Source organism: Glutamicibacter sp., assembly GCF_050701915.1.
In the GTDB taxonomy this organism is placed as follows: domain Bacteria; phylum Actinomycetota; class Actinomycetes; order Actinomycetales; family Micrococcaceae; genus Glutamicibacter.
The window spans coordinates 373,278-391,913 of record NZ_JBOGEG010000001.1; the positions used below are offsets into that span (position 1 = coordinate 373,278).

Below are 18,636 nucleotides of genomic sequence, written 5' to 3' on the forward strand. Positions count from 1 at the left end.
CATGACTTTTACCCACGACGCTTCGGTTCGCGGATTCGCTTCGGATAACTATTCGGGCGTGCACCCGCGCATCATGGATGCGATTGCCCGCGCCAACGGCGGCCACCAGATCTCCTACGGCGAGGACCAGTACACCGAGGAACTGGGCAACGTCGCCCGCAACACCTTCGGACCGGAAGCCCAGATCTTCCCGGTATTCAACGGCACCGGTGCCAATGTCATCGCGCTTCAGTCCTTGCTTCCACGCTGGGGCGCGGTCATCTGCGCATCTTCGGCACATATCAACGTGGATGAGAACGGTGCGCCGGAGCGCATCGGCGGCTTCAAGCTGCTGCAGGTTGACGCCCCCGACGGCAAGCTCACTCCAGAGCTGATCGATCAGGAAGCATGGGGCTGGGGCGACGAGCACCGCGCACAGCCGCTGGCTGTCTCGATCACCCAGGCCACCGAGCTGGGCACCTTGTACACTGCCGGGGAAATCAAGGCCATCACCGACCACGCGCACAAGCTGGGCATGAAGGTGCATCTGGATGGCTCGCGCCTCTCCAACGCCGCGGCATCCCTGGGCGTACCCCTGCGCGCGCTGACCACCGATGTCGGCGTGGATATTGTTTCGCTCGGCGGCACCAAGAACGGCATCCTGCTCGGTGAGGGCATTCTGACCCTGCGCAGCGAACTGGCCCAGGACCTGAAGTACCTGCGCAAGATGAACATGCAGCTGGGTTCCAAAATGCGTTTCATCTCCGCCCAGCTGATCGAGCTATACGGCACCGATCTGTGGCGCGAACTGGCAAGCCACTCCAACGCCATGGCCGCCAAGCTCTCGCAGGCAGTGGAAGAAATTGACGGCGTCGAGCTGGTCTACCCGACTCAGGCCAACGGCGTCTTCGCCCAGCTGCCTACCGAGGTCAGCGACCAGCTGCGCGAGCACTTCCGCTTCTACGACTGGGACCGCGCGGCCGGCCAGGTGCGTTGGATGTGCTCCTTCGACACCACCGAGGAAGATGTTGCAGCGTTCATTGCCAAGCTGCACGAGCTGCTCGGTGCCTACGCCGCCGCTTAGCATGCACCCCCGGTCGGCGCGCCGTACCCATGCTCGGGTACGGCGCGCTTAGACTCAAATTGTGACCAATGATCGCCCTGCTTCCGCCATCCCGAAGGCCTTTGCCAAGGCCCTTGAAGAGTTGTCGCATGCCAAGGTGCGCAAGGAACTGAAATTCACCGAAATTCCGGCCCCTGGCAGGCTGGCGCCGTTCGCGCTGGCACTCAGTGGCGACGTGATGGATGTGGTTGCTCCCGGACACGGTCCCCAGGGCCAGGAAATTGGCCGCACCCCGTTCCTCCAACCAGCTGAGCAGCTGGCCACCGGACGCTTCATTCTCCTCTTCGACCCCGCAGGACAAGAGCTGTGGAATGGCCAGTTCCGCATCGTCACCTACATTCGAGCCCGCCTGGATCACGAAATGGGCCAGGATTCCATGCTGGCTTCCGTCGCGTGGTCATGGCTCGAAGAAGCGCTGCGCGATCGCGACGCCTCGTACCATTCCGCGGGCGGCACCGCGACCCGTGTAATTTCCGAGTCCTTTGGCAATCTTGCCGGGGAACAAGACCACATCGATATCGAGCTGCGTGCTTCATGGTCACCGGACTCGGATCATCTCGGAACGCACCTGAGCGCATGGGCCGATATGGTTTGCACTTTTGCCGGCCTGCCGCCCCTGCCCGAAGGCGTGCAGCAGCTGCCTCATCGCCGCCTGAGCTAGCAATTATCAATGCGGTGGAGCCAAATAGTCCTAGAATGGAAGCACCATGCCGAATTCTGACTCTTCCGCTCCCGCATCATCCACCACTGCCCCCGAGGCCGCCGAACCCGTTCTGACGCCGCTGACCGCGCCGCGCGACGGGATCCCCGAAGTCATCGACACCGCACCGGCCTTGCGCCGTGCGGTGCGTGCATTGGAAGCCGGCACCGGCGATCTGGCCGTGGATACCGAAAGAGCCAGTGGGTTCCGCTACGGCCAGCGCGCCTTCTTGCTGCAGATTCGCCGAGAAGGTTCGGGCACTTGGCTGATCGACCCAGAAACCCTGGATGATCTGGCCCCACTGCGCGCGTTCGTCAACGAACAACCCTGGATCCTGCATGCTGCCACCCAGGATTTGCCGTGCCTGCACGAATTGGGCATGTCCCCGACCTCGCTGTTCGATACCGAGATGGCTGGCCGCCTCGCGGGGTTCCCCCGCGTCTCACTGGGCACCATGGTGGGCGAATTGCTGGAGCTGCAATTGGCCAAGGAACATTCGGCAGTGGACTGGTCCACACGCCCATTGCCTGAATCATGGCTGAACTACGCCGCACTGGATGTGGAAGTTCTTGAAGAGCTGCGCCAGGCCATCACCGCAGTGCTGGAAGAGCAGGGCAAGCTGGAATTCGCCTTCCAGGAATTCGAGTACGAACGCAATTTGCCTGACCCTTCCCCGGCGGAGGTGCCCTGGCGCAAATTGTCCGGCATCCATAAGCTCAAGAGCCGACGCAACCTGGCGGTAGCTCGCGAGCTGTGGCTCTCACGCGAATCCCTGGCACAGAGCCGCGACGTTGCCCCGGGGCGGCTCATTCCCGACCGCGCCATCATGGCGGCCGTGGACCAGCGCGCCACCAGCGTTCCGGCGCTCTTGCAGATCCCCGGGTTCCACACGCGCAACGCCAAACGCGATGCCGCGCGCTGGGTCGACGCGATCCAGCGTGGCAATAGCACCAGGGACCTGCCCGACCTGCGTGCCCCCAAGCCGGGCTTGCCGCACCCCCGCTCATGGGCCGAGAAGAACCCGGCTGCCGCGAACCGCTTGGAAGCTGCCAAGCTGGTAGTCAATGAGGTGAGCGAGCACTGGAATATTCCGGGCGAGAACCTTTTGACCCCGAAGTACCTGCGTGAATTGTGCTGGAATGCTCCGGCGCGCATCAGCGAGGCAAGCGTAGCGGACATGCTGGAAAACCTCGGCGCCCGCCAGTGGCAGCGTGAGCTTCTTTCGGACAAGCTGGCCATTGCATTGAAGCAGGCCTAGGCGGTTTCCAGGAAGAATTCACCGCGGGTTCCCGGATTTGCGAGGTGCCGCACTTGCACTTCAAGTTACTACTGAGTAACGTATGGTTCAGGTCACAGTGATGCTGGCCACTGCCCTATTCTTCACGGGCAGCATGAACCAACCCCAAGGAGCCCGACGGTGAGTGCCAACGCTTCGACCGTGCGCAACAATGCGCGCCCTTCGCTCGACGACCGCGATGTCGTCTTCATCGACGGGGTACGCACCCCATTTGGCAAAGCCGGCGAGAAGGGGATCTACCACGGCACCCGCGCCGACGACCTTGCCGTCAAGGCCGTACGCGGCCTGCTGGAACGAAATCCGGAAGTTCCTGCCGAGAAAATCGACGAGATCTCCATTGCCGCAACTACGCAGTCCGGCGACCAGGGCTTGACCTTGGGCCGCACCGTGGGCCTGCTTTCCGGCATCCCCCAGTCCGTGCCGGGCTTCGCCATCGACCGCATGTGCGCCGGCGCAATGACCGCCGTCACCGCGACCGCCGGTGGCATCGCCTTCGGCGCCTACGACGTGGTTGTCGCCGGCGGCGTGGAGCACATGGGCAACCACCCAATGGGCGCCGGAGCGGACCCGAACCCGCGCTTTCTCTCCGAGCGCATCGTTGACCCGCAAGCATTGAACATGGGCAACACCGCGGAGAATCTGCACGACCGCTTCCCCGCGATCACCAAGGAACGCGCCGACCGCTACGCTGTCGCTTCGCAGACCAAGCTGGCCAAGGCCTACGAGAACCAGCAGATCCAGGCCGATCTGATCCCCGTGGCCGCCAAGCGTCCGGGTGAAGGCTGGGCCGTGAACTCGGCTGACGAGCCGCCGCGGCCAGGTACCACCATGGAATCGCTGGCCGAACTGCGCACCCCCTTCCGTGCCCACGGACGCGTGACCGCGGGCAACGCAGCGGGCTTGAACGACGGCGCCACCGCCGCCCTGCTGGCCAGCGGTGCGGCAGTGCGCGAGCTGGGCCTGGAACCGAAGATGCGCATGGTCTCCTTCGCCTTCGCCGGCGTGGAACCGGATGTGATGGGCTACGGGCCGGTACCGGCCACCGAAAAGGCCCTGGCCAAGGCCGGTCTGGGCATCAACGACATCGGCCTGTTCGAAATCAACGAGGCTTTCGCCGTGCAGGTGCTTTCCTTCCTCGACTACTACGGAATCGACCAGGACGATGCGCGCGTGAACCGCTACGGCGGTGCCATCGCCGTGGGCCACCCGCTGGCATCCTCCGGCGTGCGCCTGATGTCCCAGCTGGCCCGCCAGTTCTCCGAGGACCACTCGGTGCGCTATGGCATCACGACGATGTGCATCGGCCTGGGCATGGGCGGCACAGTGATCTGGGAGAACCCAAACCACGCGGACTTCGGCAGCAAGGCGTAAGGAAGAAACAATGACTGCAATGAGCAAAGATTTCCAAGTTGTCGCGCAGCTGATGCACGATGAGACTGTCACCCACTCCTTCGTGAAGGATGTGGCCTTGCCAAGCGGCAAGACCATGGCGCTGCTGACCCTGGATAACGGCCTGGACCACAAGAAGCCAACCACCCTCGGGCCTAATGGCCTGCTGGAACTGCGCGCCGCATTGGAAGTCCAGGCCGAACGCGCCAAGAACGGCGAGATAGATGCCCTGGCGATCACCGGCAAGCCATACTTCCTGATCGCCGGTGCTGACCTGTCGGCCGTCACCCGCCTGAGCGCACCGAATCAAGCAACCGCCATGGCTTCGCTGGGCCACTACACCTATGAGCTGCTTGCCGATTTAGGTGTTCCGACCTTCGCTTTCATCAACGGCCTGGCGCTCGGCGGCGGCCTGGAAATTGCACTGGCTTGCAACTACCGCACGGTCAGCACCGCCGCTGGCGCACTGGGCCTGCCAGAAGGTTTCCTCGGCCTGATTCCAGGTTGGGCTGGCGTATACCGCCTGCCACGCCTGGTCGGCCCTGAGAACGCCCTGAAGGTCATGATCGAGAACCCGCTGAGCAATAACCGCACCCTCTCCGGTCCGGCAGCCGCCAAGATGGGCGTGGCCGATGCCCTGTTCGAGCCAGCTGACTTCATCGAGCACTCCATTGCCTTCGCTGACGGCGTCATCTCCGGAACCACCGAGGTCAAGCGCCCAAACGCGGTTGACCCAACCGATCCTGAAGTTGCTCGCCGCTGGCTGGATGCGGCCGATGCGGCCGAAAAATTCGTCGATGCGAAGCTTTCCGGCGCGGCCCCCGCACCGTACAAGGTGCTTGAGGTCTTCCGCAAGGGCATGGCCATCTCGCAGCAGGAGTCAGCAGCCCTTGAAGTCGAAGCGCTGACGGGCCTGATGAGCACCCCGCAGTTCCAGAACACCGTGTACGCCTTCCTGGACCTGGTCCAGAAGCGCGGCAAGCGCCCCGCCGGCGCACCGGATCCGAAGCTCGCGCGCCCCGTCACCAAGGTGGGCGTTGTTGGCGCAGGGCTGATGGCTGGCCAACTGGCCCTGCTGTTCGTCCGCCGCCTGAATGTACCGGTGGTCATCACCGATTTGGATCAATCGCGCGTGGACAAGGGCCTTGCCTACATCCACGGCGAGATCGACAAGCTGCACGCCAAGGGCCGCATGAGCCAGGATGCGGTCAATCGCACCAAGGCCCTGGTCACCGGCTCGGTCACCAAGAAGGCATTCGCGGATGCCGACTTTGTCATCGAGGCCGTCTTCGAAGAGCTGAATGTGAAGAAGCAGGTTTTCGCAGAGGTTGAAGCCGTGGTCTCCCCTGAGTGCATCTTGGCCACCAATACCTCCTCGCTCTCGGTCACCGAGATGGGCCGCGACTTGTCGCATCCAGAACGCCTGGTTGGCTTCCATTTCTTCAACCCGGTAGCCGTGATGCCGCTGCTGGAGATCGCTGCTACCGAATGGACCAACGATTCCTCGCTGTCCACCGCATTCGTGCTGGGCAAGAAGCTGAAGAAGACCACGGTGAAAACCAGGGATTCTGCTGCGTTCGTCGTTAACCGCGTACTGCTTCGCCTGATGAGTGAAGTCCAGGCAGCTTTCGATGAGGGCACCGACGCGAAGACAGCCGACTCGGCACTGACTCCAATGGGTTTGCCAATGAGCCCGTTGACCCTGTTGGCAATGGTAGGCCTGCCGGTCGCGCAGCATGTCAACGAGTCCCTGAACGCTGCATTCGGCGAACGATTTGCCATCTCGGAGAATCTGCAGAAATTGATCGATGCAAAGATCACTACCCTCTGGGTCCAGGATGAGGCTGGAAACCAGTCGCTGAATCTTGAGGCTGAAAAGCTGATGGCCTTCGGCGATCAGCCCTCGACCAAGGAGCAGATCCTGGCTCGTGTTCAAGATGCGCTGGCCGAGGAAATCGGCCTGCTGCTGGAAGAAGGCGTCGTAGCCGAAGCCGCCGACGTTGATCTATGCATGATCACCGGTGCTGGCTGGCCCATGCACCTCGGTGGCATCACCCCGTATCTGGACCAGGTTGGTGCCTCCGAACGTGTCAACGGCAAGAAGTTCAACGGCTAGTAACCAACGAGCCGTTCATGGTTCCGACGCTTCTCCCTGAGCGCCGGAACCAAGCAAGAAGCCGGGGCCACTTCCCTCAAAAGGAAAGCTGGTCCCGGCCTCTTGCTGTCTCGGAAGATGCAGGAACCCCGCACAGCAGATAAATGCTGTACGGGGTTCTCGCGTTCCAGGACCTGCGCTTCGCGTGCCCAGTTGCTAGATAATGTCTTCACCATTGCGACGGGCTTCCAGCCATTCTTGGACAAAGCCCTTGCTGATGAAGAACAGCACTCCGGCCACTATGACTGGCCAAACCAGTACGTACAGGCTCAAGAAAAACGTCGTCATTATTTGCCTCCCAGGCTCTTGGCATCGCGTCCGGCTTCTGCAGCGTCAGACTTTGCAGGTACTACGTCGAAGTCGCCGGTGCGTACCGCGATGACATCGAAGTCGAATTCCATCTTGGACCTGAAGGACATGAGGTAGCAGACGATGGTACTTACCGAGTAAGCGACCAGCGAGGCGCTCAAGGTTGTGTAGTCGCGCAGGAAACCGAAGACGAACGGTGCGCTGGCCAGCATTGCGACGGCACCAACTATCTTGGCGACGCGTAGGCCGAAGAACCCGAAGCTCATCAACGCCAAGACAACGCCGATACCAATCACCGACAGCAACTCGATCAGGAAGCCCGTGACACCATTGACTGGGATCAGTTCGAAGCGAACCGGGATGAAGATCGCCAGTGCAACGAGTACCGAAACGGTGAAGGCCTTGTTGGTGACTTTTTTCCAGTAGAAGCTGGCCAAAACCGGGAAGACCAAGGCGCCCCAAAGAGCTCCGACGAAGACCAGCAGGTCCAGGATGTTCAGCTGCATGCTCGCGAAAGCGACTGCCAATGCGGTGGCAACGACCATGGTGGCACGGCCAATGAGCAGCATCTTCTTCGGATCGGCCTTGTCCTTGCCTGCAACGTTCTGGCCGTATACGTCAGCCATCACAATCGAGGACAGGGCTGCCAAGTCCGAGTCAGCAGTTGACGACAGCGCACCAATGATCATGATGAAGAACAGTGCCAGCAGAACACCTGGCAGGTAACTGGCGGCCATCTCAGGGATGAGGTTGTTCATGTCGCCACCCGACGGCTCGAAACCGAGGTACAGGGCGAGCACGCCGAGCATGCCCACGCCAATGACCATTGCGCCGTAGCCGATGGTTGCAGTGATGAAGGTTGGCTTGATCAGATCCTCGCGTACTGCGAAGAGACGCTGGGCAATGGTCTGGTTGCCAATTGCGTAGGCAAGAACTGCGGCAATGTACGGTGCGCCCTGGCCCAGGAATGCTTCAGAGGAGAAGAAATTGGACTGTTGCGGGGTCAGGTTGAGGGCGCCCGTTTCGAACGCGGCCGGGAACCCTGCGGCAAAGAAGATTGCTGGGACAATAATTGCTACAGCACCAAGCATGCCTACGACCTGGACAAAGTCGGTCAGTACCGAAGCGCGGAACCCGGACCACAGGGTGTAGAGCAGAACGCCGCCGGCAACGGCCAGCACGCCTTGGATGAAGTTGAACGGCGAGAGCATCGAGATCAATACGCCGCCGGCGATGAAGTTGGACATCAAGGAGATGACCGAACCGACGATATTCGACCCGGCGAGCATCAGCTGGCTGGAGCGGCCGTGGCGTGCATGCATGACCTCGGCGAGGGTGTGCGCGCGTGGCGCGACTTTACGGATCCGCTTGCCGAATGGGTAGATGAACAGGATCATCAAGGCGCCCCAGAGCCCATAGTGGATCGGACCGGAGATTCCATAGGTGTACCCGGAAGTGGCCGAGGCGTACATCGATGACGCCCAAATCCAGGTAGCGGTCATACTTGCAGCAGAAATGCCGAATCCAATTTTATTTCCCGCCGTCATGTAGTCGTCGGCGTTCTCTTTTTTCTTTCCGATTCGGGTGGAAATATAGAAGGTTCCTCCGTAGAAGAGCACCAATAGCAAGACAACAGTTAGGGCGCTGAACTGTACTATTTCGTTATTCACGCGCCACCTCCCTCTAGTAGACAGTGATGAGATTCGCACCGGGAGCTAAATGCTCAACCGGCGACTTATCCTGCACGTCTTCCTGCGAGAAGTCATCGCAAGGGGTAAATATCAGCTGACGCGCACAAGCCCCCGGGCCCATGAACCACTTCCCTACACTCAAGTTTCGTTCGTTTCTCATTCGTATCGTTCATCCCTAGTAACGGGGAGTGCCAGCTCCTGGATTCGCTCCAGAATCTAGCTTTTTCGGCTTCACAACGTGAATCCGGACCCTTGGTTTGCCTGCATCTGGCTTGCAGCTATCCATGTTTGCGCGCAATAGCGCTGCGGGTCAGTTCAGGCGCAACATTCGCGCTGGCAAATGGCGCCTGTTTCTATCGGAGGACTGCTACCTGGAACTCAACACGCGATGACTGCGGGGAGTAACTCAGTCGGCGACAAAATGCCGGACAGGTGAACAGTTAAAGCTCTCTCCGAAAATGGTAGCTTCAACCAACTACATACAAATATTAGCATGGATGCAAAGATATTCGAATCACTTCCTCCAAGGCAGTGGGCCGCCCGGCCATCAAGCCAAGCAGAAAGCGCACAACATTCAATTAGTCCACCCCTTATATCAGTTACCCGCTATCATTCAGAACCCATGTAACGGCGCGCACATCCAATCGAAAAGCCGAGGCAAAAAATCAATAGAACTAGGCGATCCCTTCCCTATTATCGAGCAGTGCTGTACGACGCGTTAATGCCGCCCATAACGCCCACCCGGATTACTAACCTCGTCCAAGATGGAGATGCAGAGCCGCACTCCAGGAGCGCCAGTCGCGGCCTCCTCTTTAACAGCTAGGGTATTAATGCATAAATATGCACAGTGTTCGATACCGGGGCGGTTAAGGAAAAGCGGGCTGCCTTCCACCCCGGTCGAGCTCCTCAGCTGCCTCAACCTCCTCCCACGTGCACTTTCCTCTTAGCGCCAGCACAGAGATCTCTGCCAGAATGGGGTCATGACTGACATTGCCCGACCAGCCCGTCGCACATTCATGTGCGCCTCTGCAGCACTTGGTTCTGCCGCTCTTCTCACCGCTTGCGGAGATGGGCATTCTGAAGCCGACATCCCCGAGGCATTGCCGATTCCTGAACCAGCTGGCGAAGGACAGGCACTCATGAAAGCCAAGGACCTTACCGTTGGATCACGCGCACTTGCTCCAGCCAAGGATCCAGCTGGGAAAGATGTAGGCGTCTTGCTATTCCGCAAGGATGAGAAGACCGTTTTGGCGTACTCCAACGTCTGCACCCATCAAGGCTGCGCTGTGAGCCCGAAGTCCAGCAAGGAAGATTTCTACTGTGCCTGCCACGGCTCGCGTTTCGCCCCAGCCGATGGAACCGTCAACGCAGGTCCAGCTATCGCGGCTCTGCCTCGATACGCGGCGGCAATTGAAGGTGACGATATCGTCGCTTACGTCACCGCTGCCGAGTAGTTTCCCGGCTCTTTTCAAGCACTGAAGGCTGAACCCGGACGGGGTTCAGCCTTCTGTGTTTGCTAGTTGGTTCGCTTAGAACAGCGCAACCTTCTCTGGGGTCGGGAAGATCTTGTCCATTTGGACCCGTTCCGCATCAGTCGGAACCCAACGCACAGCGGTAGCGTTGGCTCGAATCTGCTCAGGACGGGTGGCGCCCGCAATCACAGAGGCCACCGGCGGTTGCGCTGCCAGCCAAGAGAAGGCCAATTCGATCGGCGTCAGATCTCGTTCGGCAGCAAAGGCATGGAATTGGTCCAACTGCTCAAAATCGCTGGTTTTCACAAGATGTTGACGCGCGTGAGTCAGCCGGCTGCCCGCAGGTGCATGCCCCTTGGAGTACTTGCCGGTTAGCAGCCCGTTTGCCAGCGGGAAGTATGGCAAGACGCCCAGATCGAATTCGCGAGCCGCAGGCAGCACTTCCAATTCTGCACGGCGGTCAATCAGGTTGTAGTGATTCTGTGCGGAGATGAAGCGTTCAGTTCCCAATTCACGGGCCACGTACTCCGCCTGGGCGATCTGCCAGCCGCTGCGGTTGGAATGACCGATGTAGCGGACCTTGCCGCTGGTGACCAGGTCATCCATGGCTTGCAGAGTTTCTTCAATGGGTGTATTCGCATCCGGAGTATGGAACTGATACAGGTCAATGTAATCAGTTCCCAGTCGCTTCAGCGATGCTTCGGCTGCTTTGACGATATAACGGCGTGAACCACGCGCATTGAAGTCCGGGCCATTACCACCCTGCATATCCATGCCGAATTTGGTGGCCAGCACGATGTCTTTGCGAGCTTGCCCCAGCGCCTTGCCAAGACGGATTTCGGAAAGCCCGGGTTCCTTGCCATAGACATCCGCGACGTCGAAGAGCGTAATACCAGCGTCAAGTGCCGCGTGGATAACGGCGTCGGTTCCTTCTTGGGATTCGGTAGCAGTGCCGGCGCGACCAAGATTGTTGCACCCCAGCCCGACGACGGAAACGCTCAGGCCACTGCGGCCTAGCTGACGGAATTCCATGGACACCTCATCTGTTGTTTTATTCATCCGCTTCACTGAGCGACGTTATACCCATAGGCTATCTGGTAGGTAGATGTGCTCAACATTTCACGGCACAATTCACTGCATTGCATATTTATCCATTAGGATGGAAACATGTCTAAAGTTCTTACCAATCTCCCTGTAGGCGAGCGCGTAGGTATCGCGTTCTCCGGTGGCCTCGACACCTCGGTGGCAGTAGCCTGGATGCGCGACAAGGGCGCCATCCCTTACACCTACACTGGCGACCTCGGCCAGTACGATGAGCCAGATATCGACGCGGTACCTGGCCGTGCACTGGAGTACGGTGCAGAGAACTCCCGCCTGGTTGACTGCAAGCCTGCACTGGTTGAAGAAGGCTTTGCGGCTCTTGCTTGCGGCGCTTTCCACATCCGCACCGGTGGCAAGACCTACTTCAACACCACCCCGCTGGGCCGTGCCGTCACCGGCACACTGCTGGTTCGCGCTATGCGCGAAGATGGAGTGGATGTCTGGGGCGACGGTTCGACCTACAAGGGCAACGACATCGAGCGCTTCTACCGCTACGGCTTGATGGCCAACCCTAAGCTGCGCATCTACAAGCCTTGGCTTGACCCCAACTTCGTTGCAGAACTCGGTGGCCGCCAGGAAATGTCCGAGTGGCTGCAGGAGCATGGTTTCCCTTACCGCGACTCGGCTGAAAAGGCCTACTCAACCGATGCCAATATCTGGGGCGCAACCCACGAGGCGAAGACCCTGGAACTGCTCAACAGTTCCATCGAGTCCGTTGAGCCAATCATGGGTGTGAAGTACTGGGACGAGAACGTAGAGATCAAGACCGAAGATGTCTCGGTGTCCTTCGTCGCTGGCCGCCCGGTTGCCATCAACGGCAAGGAGTTCACCGATCCGGTGGCTCTGGTCAATGAAGCTAACATCATTGGCGGACGCCACGGTCTGGGCATGAGCGACCAGATCGAGAACCGCATCATCGAAGCCAAGTCCCGCGGCATCTACGAAGCACCGGCAATGGCGCTGCTGTACATCGCCTACGAACGCCTGGTCAACGCGATCCACAACGAAGACACCGTGGCCAGCTACCATAACGAAGGCCGCCGCCTGGGCCGCCTGATGTACGAAGGCCGCTGGCTGGACCCGCAGGCCTTGATGCTGCGCGAATCGCTGCAGCGCTGGGTTGGCTCGGCCATCACCGGTACCGTCACCATCCGCTTGCGCCGCGGTGACGATTACACGATCCTCAACACCGAGGGCGAGAACCTGAGCTACCACCCAGACAAGCTCTCGATGGAGCGCGTAGGCGATGCGGCCTTCGGCCCAGTGGATCGCATCGGCCAGCTGACCATGCGCAATCTGGACATCGCCGATTCCCGCGGCCGCCTGGAGCAGTACGCCACCATGGGCCTGGTTGGCGGTACCACCGCTGAACTCGTCGGCTCGCTGGAAGCCGGTGGCGCTAATGACATCGTGAACGCAACCCAGGTTGATAGCGATGATCTGGCTACCGACCGTGCTATCGAGTCTGCCGCATTCGACGCAGGCACCGACTAAGCGCTATAGCCTAGCTAGAGGATCGGCCAGGTTCTCCCCTTGCGGGAAGAATCTGGCCGATCCTCTATTTTGCATGGAAACCCTTCAACGCAAAAAGTCCCAGACGTGCGGAACGTCCGGGACTAGCTTGCGCTGGAAGTTATCAGCCCTCGATCAGGGACAGCAGCGGGCTCACCGCGATGGTGAAACCGACCAACGAGATCAGTCGAAGTACCATGCGGACACGTGCGCCCTGCTTGGTATTCGGCTCTGGCAGGCGGAAGCCCTGTTCAACGATCCACACCAGAATGGCGATGACGACACCAGTCAAGGCAACCTGTGCTGGGGCGAGGCCCGAAAGCAGGGAGACCAGCCCAATACCGATGATGACACCGACGCAGGCCTGGAAAACCAAATGCAACGGCGTGCGGGTTGCGCCCATCCGCGGGACTTTACGCTGGACACCAGGGGTTTCGTCCCGGTCTTCTTGTGGAATCATTTCTCCTTGTTTCCTGCTCGTTCAATCCTGTCCCTGCGCCTTGCCGCGCGAGAACACCACTTCCTTGGACAACAGCACGCCACTGCCGCCGCTAAAAACCACTGTGCCTAGCTGTGGAGCCCGGGCTACTTCCTCGAAGCCCAGGGTGCGATGGAGCGCCAATGACGCAGCATTCTGCGCATTGACCACGCACCACGCGGTCGAAGCGCGCTGGGCAATCCATGCCAGCCTCGCCTCGGTCAGGCTTCGTGCCACACCCCGTTGCCGGTGTCTGCGGGCAACTTCAATCCCGGCCAGGTAATAGCCAGCTGGCGCCACCGGATCAGCAGGTTCCCACCAATGGGCTAGGGCCCAGCCAAGCAGTTCTCCGGCCGGGTTCTTGATGACCACTTGGCACTCTTCAGTGCCCCAGAGTTCAGGTTCGGCATGACGCCCCAAGCTCTCCGACAGCCGACGGATGGCCGGATGGTCCGATGCCTTCATCGGTTGCGGCGCAAGCATGGTGCTTCACATCCCTGATTAGTCGATGGACATCGGCTTTGGAGGCATCGGGTGCGCCATCTTCAGCTTGTCCAACTCTGCGTAGGGTGCAACACCGATGCTCATCTTGGTGAAGTCCAACTTGGCTTCGCGGATGCAGGTCTTGATCGCAGCGACGGCCAGCTTTGGCGCTGGCGATAGCACCCGGATGTTCAGCTTTCGGTTACCGAAATCGCTGGACTCCACGGTGCCCAGTCCGCGCCATGCCAAGTGGCCGGTCAGCGCTTCCTTGGCCTTCTTTTCCAGGTACTGGTCGCGCTCGGTGCCGTTTGCGGACTTCAGCGCGTACTGGACGATAACCCACGACTGGTCCTCGGCCTCGATTTCTTCGTAGCCCGCTTCTGCACAGGCTTCCATGAAGCCAGCAAACAACTGGTCAGCACGGTCATTGTCGACGTCCTGCACATCGCTGGTTTCCGACATGTGGCCAACGGCGCCGTGATTGATCACGAACTGGCCCACTTCTTCATCTTCGAACTGCTGGAACCACGCTTCGCGGAACTGCAGTACGTTCTTCTCATCCAAACGGTAAGTGCGAACAATCGCCATAGGTTTTCCCTTTTCAGGTCAGTGAATCAATCAAGTATGAAATTCTTGGACAGCTTCTAGGCTGTCGGAAGGCCCGCGACTTTAGCTAACCATAATTCTCGATGTGCATGGTTGAACGGCGGCAAATTCTGTGCCACCGATTCCAAGAGCTTCTCGCTGGTGCCGCGAACGGAGTCCTGGAGATTCTGCGGATAGCCCATGGACAGCGAGTGTTCCGCGAACTCGTCCTCGTCGTCAAGGAAGGTGCCTTTGCTACGGGAACGAATTACATCCAGGTCCAGGTCAACAGAGTTGACCTCCCACGCATCACGTTTCATCTGCAGCCAACCGACGTTGCTGGACAGATCAATGTAGACGTCGAAATCCTCTGCGGCATCCGAATACATCGTGGCGACCCAGTCGCCACGGTGCGGGATCAGGCACAACGCGCTAGTGGTGGCCAGGTGGGCGGTCCCCGGACGAGCGACCAACGATCCAGCTGGCTGATGCAGCCAGTGGCCGAATTCGTCATGTCCCAGGTAGAAGCCCGGGACAACCCAATGCGGGCTCCCGTCGAACTTCCACGCACGCGCGACAACGAGCGCGCCGAAGCCGATGTTTTCCGGGCTACGGGGCAAACCTGCTGGGCAACCGCTCAAGGGACTCACAGCTTCGGGATCTGTCCGGTGGGAAGGTCCTGGCCGGGCAGTGGGCGGGCGAAAGGCACCTTGGTGCCGAGCACCTGTGCGAGGGTATCGCGGGCCACCTGCTTGGCGGTCAACCCGACGCGTTCGAGAACTTCGCCGCGGGTACCGTGCGCCAAGAATTCTGTTGGCAGGCCAACTTCGTTCAACGCGGTGTCGACTCCTGCAGCGCGCATCTCGGTTCGCAGCCGCGAGCCGACGCCGCCAGCACGCACGCCGTCCTCAATGCACACCACGATACGGTGGCGGGCGGCCAAGGAAATCACTGACTTCGGCATCGGAAGTACCCAGCGCGGATCGACGACGGTCACCGAAACGCCCTGGCTGTTCAGGCGTTCTGCAACATCCAGCGACAGTTCACTCATGGCACCAACCGAAACGATCAATACATCCGGCGCCGAACGATCCCCCAGGCGAGCCAGCACGTCCACCCCGTCAGGCAAGCGATCCACTGCTTCCACCGGTTCGCCGACCGAGCCCTTGGAGAAGCGCACGACACTTGGGGCATCATTGATGTCCAAGGCTTCACGCAGTTCTTCACGCAGACGGCCAGCATCGCGCGGCGCAGCCAGGTGCAGGTTAGGTACGATCTGGGTCAGCGCCATATCCCACATGCCGTGGTGGCTGGCGCCGTCCGGGCCGGTAACTCCGGCGCGGTCCAGCACGATGGTTACGCCCGCTTTATGCAGGGCCACATCCATCAGCAATTGGTCAAAGGCACGGTTAAGGAAGGTCGCGTAGACACAGACCACGGGGTGCAGACCGCCAAAGGCAAGTCCCGCCGCGGTGGTCATCGCGTGCTGTTCGGCAATGCCTACGTCAATGACGCGTTCTGGGTGTTCCTGGGACATTTTCTTCAGGCCCACTGGCTGCAGCATGGCTCCGGTGATCGCCACGATGTCCTCGCGCTCATTGGCCACCGCCGCGATCTCTTCGCCGAATACGCTCGTCCAGCTTTGCGCGCTGGACTTGGAAACTGGCAGACCGGTGACTGGGTCGATAACGCCAACGGCGTGGAATTGGTCAGCCTCATCGGCACGGGCCGGAGCGTAGCCATGGCCCTTCTCGGTCAGGGCGTGCACGAGCACTGGGCCGGCGTACTGCTTGGCCTGTTGCAGCGCTTCTTCTACGGCTCGCTGGTTGTGGCCATCGATTGGGCCGATGTACTTCAGTCCCAGGTCTTCGAACAGGCCTTGCGGCGCCCACCAGTCCTTGATGCCCTTCTTGGTGGCATGCAGGGACTTGTAAGTGAAGTCGCCTACTGGTCCGGAGCCTTTGAGCTTGACCTTGAGCTTGTCCATGGCGTTCTCGTAGGCCGGGTGGGTACGGAACTTGTCCAACTGCTGGCGCAGGCCCGAAAGCTGGTTGGCCAAGCCGCCGATGGTCGGGGCGTATGAGCGGCCGTTGTCATTGACCACAATGACAGCTTTGCGCTCCTTGTCGGCAGCGATGTTGTTGACCGCTTCCCAGGCCATGCCACCGGTCAGGGCACCATCGCCCACCAGTGCCACGGCGTAGCGTTCATTGTTATTCAGCAGCTTGTTGGCGCGGGAAATGCCATCAACCCACGACAGCGAGGAGGAGGCATGGGAGGACTCAACCACGTCGTGTTCTGATTCACCGCGGTCCGGGTAGCCCGACAGGCCCCCTTGCTGGCGCAAGGTCTCGAAATTTTGGCGTCCGGTGACCAGCTTGTGCACGTACGACTGGTGCCCCGTATCGAAGACGATAGAGTCGGTTGGGGAATCGAAGACACGATGGATGCCCAAGGTCAGTTCGATAACGCCGAGGTTAGGGCCCAGATGACCGCCGGTACGTGCGACATTGTCAATGAGGAAGCTGCGGATTTCCTCCGCCAGGTCGTCGAGCTGTTCGAGGGTAAGCGCCCGCAGGTCACTTGGTTTCTTGATGGTCTTGAGTAAAGACACGTTCATCCCCTTCACAAATTCGCCGACAATAGGCTGGAAAGCCCATGCGAAATACCTAGTTTACCGCGTTCAAGGCTTCTTTCATTATCCGTCAACGTCCGTGCTGGTGCTAATTTCCCCGCAATGACGTTCACTACCCTGAACGCATGGCCAGGTTCGCGTGTGAATTTAGATGTGGTCTAGCGTATCCGCGAGCATTTGTAGCCCTTGTGCTTCAAAGGGCTCATCGCCAATTTCATAAGACCATACGGCTGTGCCTAGGCCTTCACGTAATTGCATGATTTTCCATGATAATTCTTCGCGCGGATCATGGCCGTAGCCCTCAAAGAAGGCCTGCTCTAATTCCTGATGCCCAACCCACTGCTGAAGGGAGAGCCGCGCGAAGTCACTGGCAGCTGGACGGAATTCGAAACGTCCAAAATCAATGACTTTCAGTTTTCCTTGGTCTACTAGCCAATTACGCGGTTGCCAGTCTCCATGCGTTGGTACTACAGCCACTGGTTTAGGCTCATAGCTGGTGAACAGGTCTTTGATTTGCCGGCACCGGGTGGCACCGATGCGGTGCTTGCGCTCCAGCAGCTGAAGAAATTTTGCCGTCAACCGAGCCTCATAGTCATTAACTACACGCTGTTCTTGATCGTGCAGTAGCCTGAGCGCGTGTCCCGCCTGTCGATGCAAGTCTGGCGCGTATTCATATTCTGTACCCACGCTCAGTTCCCCGGGCTGGTAGTCCAGAACTGCCAGTCGGTGTGCATCGCTTGAAAAGCGCAGTCGCGCGGCCAACCCGACTCCGGTAAGTACGCGCGTGTACTGGCGATGCGCTTCCAGTTCGCGGACGATGTGATGATTTCTCTCGCCCGCGGTCTTGAGCACATAATGCTTTCCGGCTGCAGCTATGCGAAGGACCTTAATGTCCGTCAGTCCCCAAGACATATCCGAAACGACGGTTACCTCTCCGAGCCAGGAACGCACTTGGTGCACTTGGTCCGCATTCAGCAGATTTTCAACGGCAAGTGACGTCATCGGAAGTTCCTTTCCGCCTACTTTTTTCGGGGAGTAATTCTCGAGTCTAACAATTGATCTTCAGACTCCCTGCGAGCGACGCTAAGCTGGGCCTATGCCAACTTCCGACGATCCGCATTACGTCTCAGCGAGTTATTCAGCCCTCGCCAGTGCCTATGTCGATCTGTTCGGTTCGCCCGAGCAGGCGGAGGTTGAAGACCGGGAGCTGATTGCGGCGTGGGCTTCACAGCTGGATGGCCCGGTCCTGGACGCTGGCTGCGGGCCAGGGCATTGGACGCAGTTCATTGCAGATGCCCATCGGCCTGCTACAGGCGTTGACCTTGTGCAGGAGTTCTTGGACTTCGCGCGGCGCAACTTCCAGAAGCCAGATTTCCTGCGCGCAGATCTGGCGCAGCTGCCGTTCGAAGACCAGTATTTTTCCGGGGTGCTTTCCTGGTACTCGGTGATCCATGCTCCCCCGGCAGAGCTTCCGCGGCTGTTGGACGAGTTGGCCCGGGTGCTCCAACCACGCGGCAAGCTGCTGCTCGGATTCTTTGCCGGAGATCAGATAGAAGCTTTTGGCCACCAGGTCGCCCCGGCCTGGTATTGGCCGCCAGAGGATTTGGAACTGCTGTTGGAGCAGTCAGGCTTCAGCGTGCTGGAAGCTGGCACCCGAGCCCGGACCACGGCGCGCACCCATGGTCATCTGAGTGCGCAAAAGACTGGTTAAAAGACCTGAGACCCAA

17 protein-coding genes are annotated in these 18,636 nt (G+C 59.8%); 8 read left to right on the forward strand and 9 right to left on the reverse strand.

Annotated features, from left to right (window positions below; all coding sequences use genetic code 11):
* Position 1: 1 nt before the first annotated feature.
* The 5 genes from ACRDT3_RS01975 to ACRDT3_RS01995 all read left to right on the forward strand — a co-directional run bounded on the left by ACRDT3_RS01975 (position 2) and on the right by ACRDT3_RS01995 (position 6,604).
* Positions 2-1,063, forward strand: coding sequence for a threonine aldolase family protein (locus tag ACRDT3_RS01975; RefSeq protein ID WP_431491348.1), 1,062 nt, complete (start codon positions 2-4; stop codon positions 1,061-1,063).
* Positions 1,064-1,124: 61 nt separating this feature from the next.
* On the forward strand, positions 1,125-1,763 hold the full coding sequence (locus ACRDT3_RS01980; protein WP_431491349.1) for a DUF3000 domain-containing protein: 639 nt from the start codon (positions 1,125-1,127) through the stop codon (positions 1,761-1,763).
* 46 nt (positions 1,764-1,809) lie between these two features.
* Entirely contained in the window at positions 1,810-3,060 is a 1,251-nt protein-coding gene (locus tag ACRDT3_RS01985) for an HRDC domain-containing protein (protein ID WP_431491350.1), read from the forward strand.
* A gap of 159 nt (positions 3,061-3,219) precedes the next feature.
* Positions 3,220-4,470, forward strand: a complete 1,251-nt coding sequence (locus tag ACRDT3_RS01990; protein WP_431491351.1) for a thiolase family protein — start codon at positions 3,220-3,222, stop codon at positions 4,468-4,470.
* 10 nt (positions 4,471-4,480) lie between these two features.
* On the forward strand, positions 4,481-6,604 hold the full coding sequence (locus ACRDT3_RS01995) for a 3-hydroxyacyl-CoA dehydrogenase NAD-binding domain-containing protein (RefSeq protein WP_431491352.1): 2,124 nt from the start codon (positions 4,481-4,483) through the stop codon (positions 6,602-6,604).
* Between the two features lie 195 nt (positions 6,605-6,799).
* Here ACRDT3_RS01995 and ACRDT3_RS02000 read toward each other — a convergent pair whose 3' ends face one another.
* Together ACRDT3_RS02000 and ACRDT3_RS02005 are read right to left on the reverse strand one after the other, a co-directional pair.
* Entirely contained in the window at positions 6,800-6,931 is a 132-nt protein-coding gene (locus tag ACRDT3_RS02000; RefSeq protein WP_431491353.1) for a putative transporter small subunit, read from the reverse strand.
* The gene (locus tag ACRDT3_RS02005) at positions 6,931-8,622 is read right to left on the reverse strand and encodes a sodium:solute symporter family protein (RefSeq protein WP_431491354.1); all 1,692 of its coding nucleotides are present in this window, start codon (positions 8,620-8,622) and stop codon (positions 6,931-6,933) included. The genes ACRDT3_RS02000 and ACRDT3_RS02005 overlap by 1 nt, the downstream gene beginning before the upstream one ends.
* 1,001 nt (positions 8,623-9,623) lie before the next feature.
* Here ACRDT3_RS02005 and ACRDT3_RS02010 point away from each other — a divergent pair.
* Positions 9,624-10,097 (forward strand): ubiquinol-cytochrome c reductase iron-sulfur subunit, encoded by a 474-nt coding sequence (locus ACRDT3_RS02010; protein ID WP_431491355.1) that lies wholly within the window; start codon positions 9,624-9,626, stop codon positions 10,095-10,097.
* Between the two features lie 75 nt (positions 10,098-10,172).
* On the opposite strand, the gene ACRDT3_RS02015 is transcribed toward ACRDT3_RS02010, so the two are convergent.
* Positions 10,173-11,147: an aldo/keto reductase gene (locus ACRDT3_RS02015; protein ID WP_431491385.1), complete on the reverse strand. Its 975-nt coding sequence runs from the start codon at positions 11,145-11,147 to the stop codon at positions 10,173-10,175.
* Between the two features lie 135 nt (positions 11,148-11,282).
* On the opposite strand from ACRDT3_RS02015, the gene argG reads away from it, so the two are divergent.
* Positions 11,283-12,710, forward strand: coding sequence for an argininosuccinate synthase (gene argG, locus ACRDT3_RS02020; RefSeq protein WP_431491356.1), 1,428 nt, complete (start codon positions 11,283-11,285; stop codon positions 12,708-12,710).
* Between the two features lie 142 nt (positions 12,711-12,852).
* On the opposite strand, the gene ACRDT3_RS02025 is transcribed toward argG, so the two are convergent.
* The 6 genes from ACRDT3_RS02025 to ACRDT3_RS02050 form a co-directional block, all read right to left on the reverse strand.
* On the reverse strand, positions 12,853-13,188 hold the full coding sequence (locus ACRDT3_RS02025) for a hypothetical protein (protein ID WP_431491357.1): 336 nt from the start codon (positions 13,186-13,188) through the stop codon (positions 12,853-12,855).
* Between the two features lie 21 nt (positions 13,189-13,209).
* Entirely contained in the window at positions 13,210-13,689 is a 480-nt protein-coding gene (locus ACRDT3_RS02030; protein ID WP_431491358.1) for an N-acetyltransferase family protein, read from the reverse strand.
* A gap of 18 nt (positions 13,690-13,707) precedes the next feature.
* Positions 13,708-14,277: a hypothetical protein gene (locus ACRDT3_RS02035; protein WP_431491359.1), complete on the reverse strand. Its 570-nt coding sequence runs from the start codon at positions 14,275-14,277 to the stop codon at positions 13,708-13,710.
* Between the two features lie 56 nt (positions 14,278-14,333).
* Positions 14,334-14,894, reverse strand: coding sequence for a DUF402 domain-containing protein (locus ACRDT3_RS02040; protein ID WP_431491360.1), 561 nt, complete (start codon positions 14,892-14,894; stop codon positions 14,334-14,336).
* Positions 14,895-14,920: 26 nt separating this feature from the next.
* Positions 14,921-16,888, reverse strand: coding sequence for a 1-deoxy-D-xylulose-5-phosphate synthase (gene dxs, locus ACRDT3_RS02045; RefSeq protein WP_431491361.1), 1,968 nt, complete (start codon positions 16,886-16,888; stop codon positions 14,921-14,923).
* 168 nt (positions 16,889-17,056) lie between these two features.
* Positions 17,057-17,911 (reverse strand): phosphotransferase, encoded by an 855-nt coding sequence (locus tag ACRDT3_RS02050; RefSeq protein ID WP_431491362.1) that lies wholly within the window; start codon positions 17,909-17,911, stop codon positions 17,057-17,059.
* 94 nt (positions 17,912-18,005) lie between these two features.
* Between ACRDT3_RS02050 and ACRDT3_RS02055 the strand changes: the two genes are divergently transcribed.
* Positions 18,006-18,620, forward strand: a complete 615-nt coding sequence (locus ACRDT3_RS02055; RefSeq protein ID WP_431491363.1) for a class I SAM-dependent methyltransferase — start codon at positions 18,006-18,008, stop codon at positions 18,618-18,620.
* Positions 18,621-18,636: the final 16 nt, after the last annotated feature.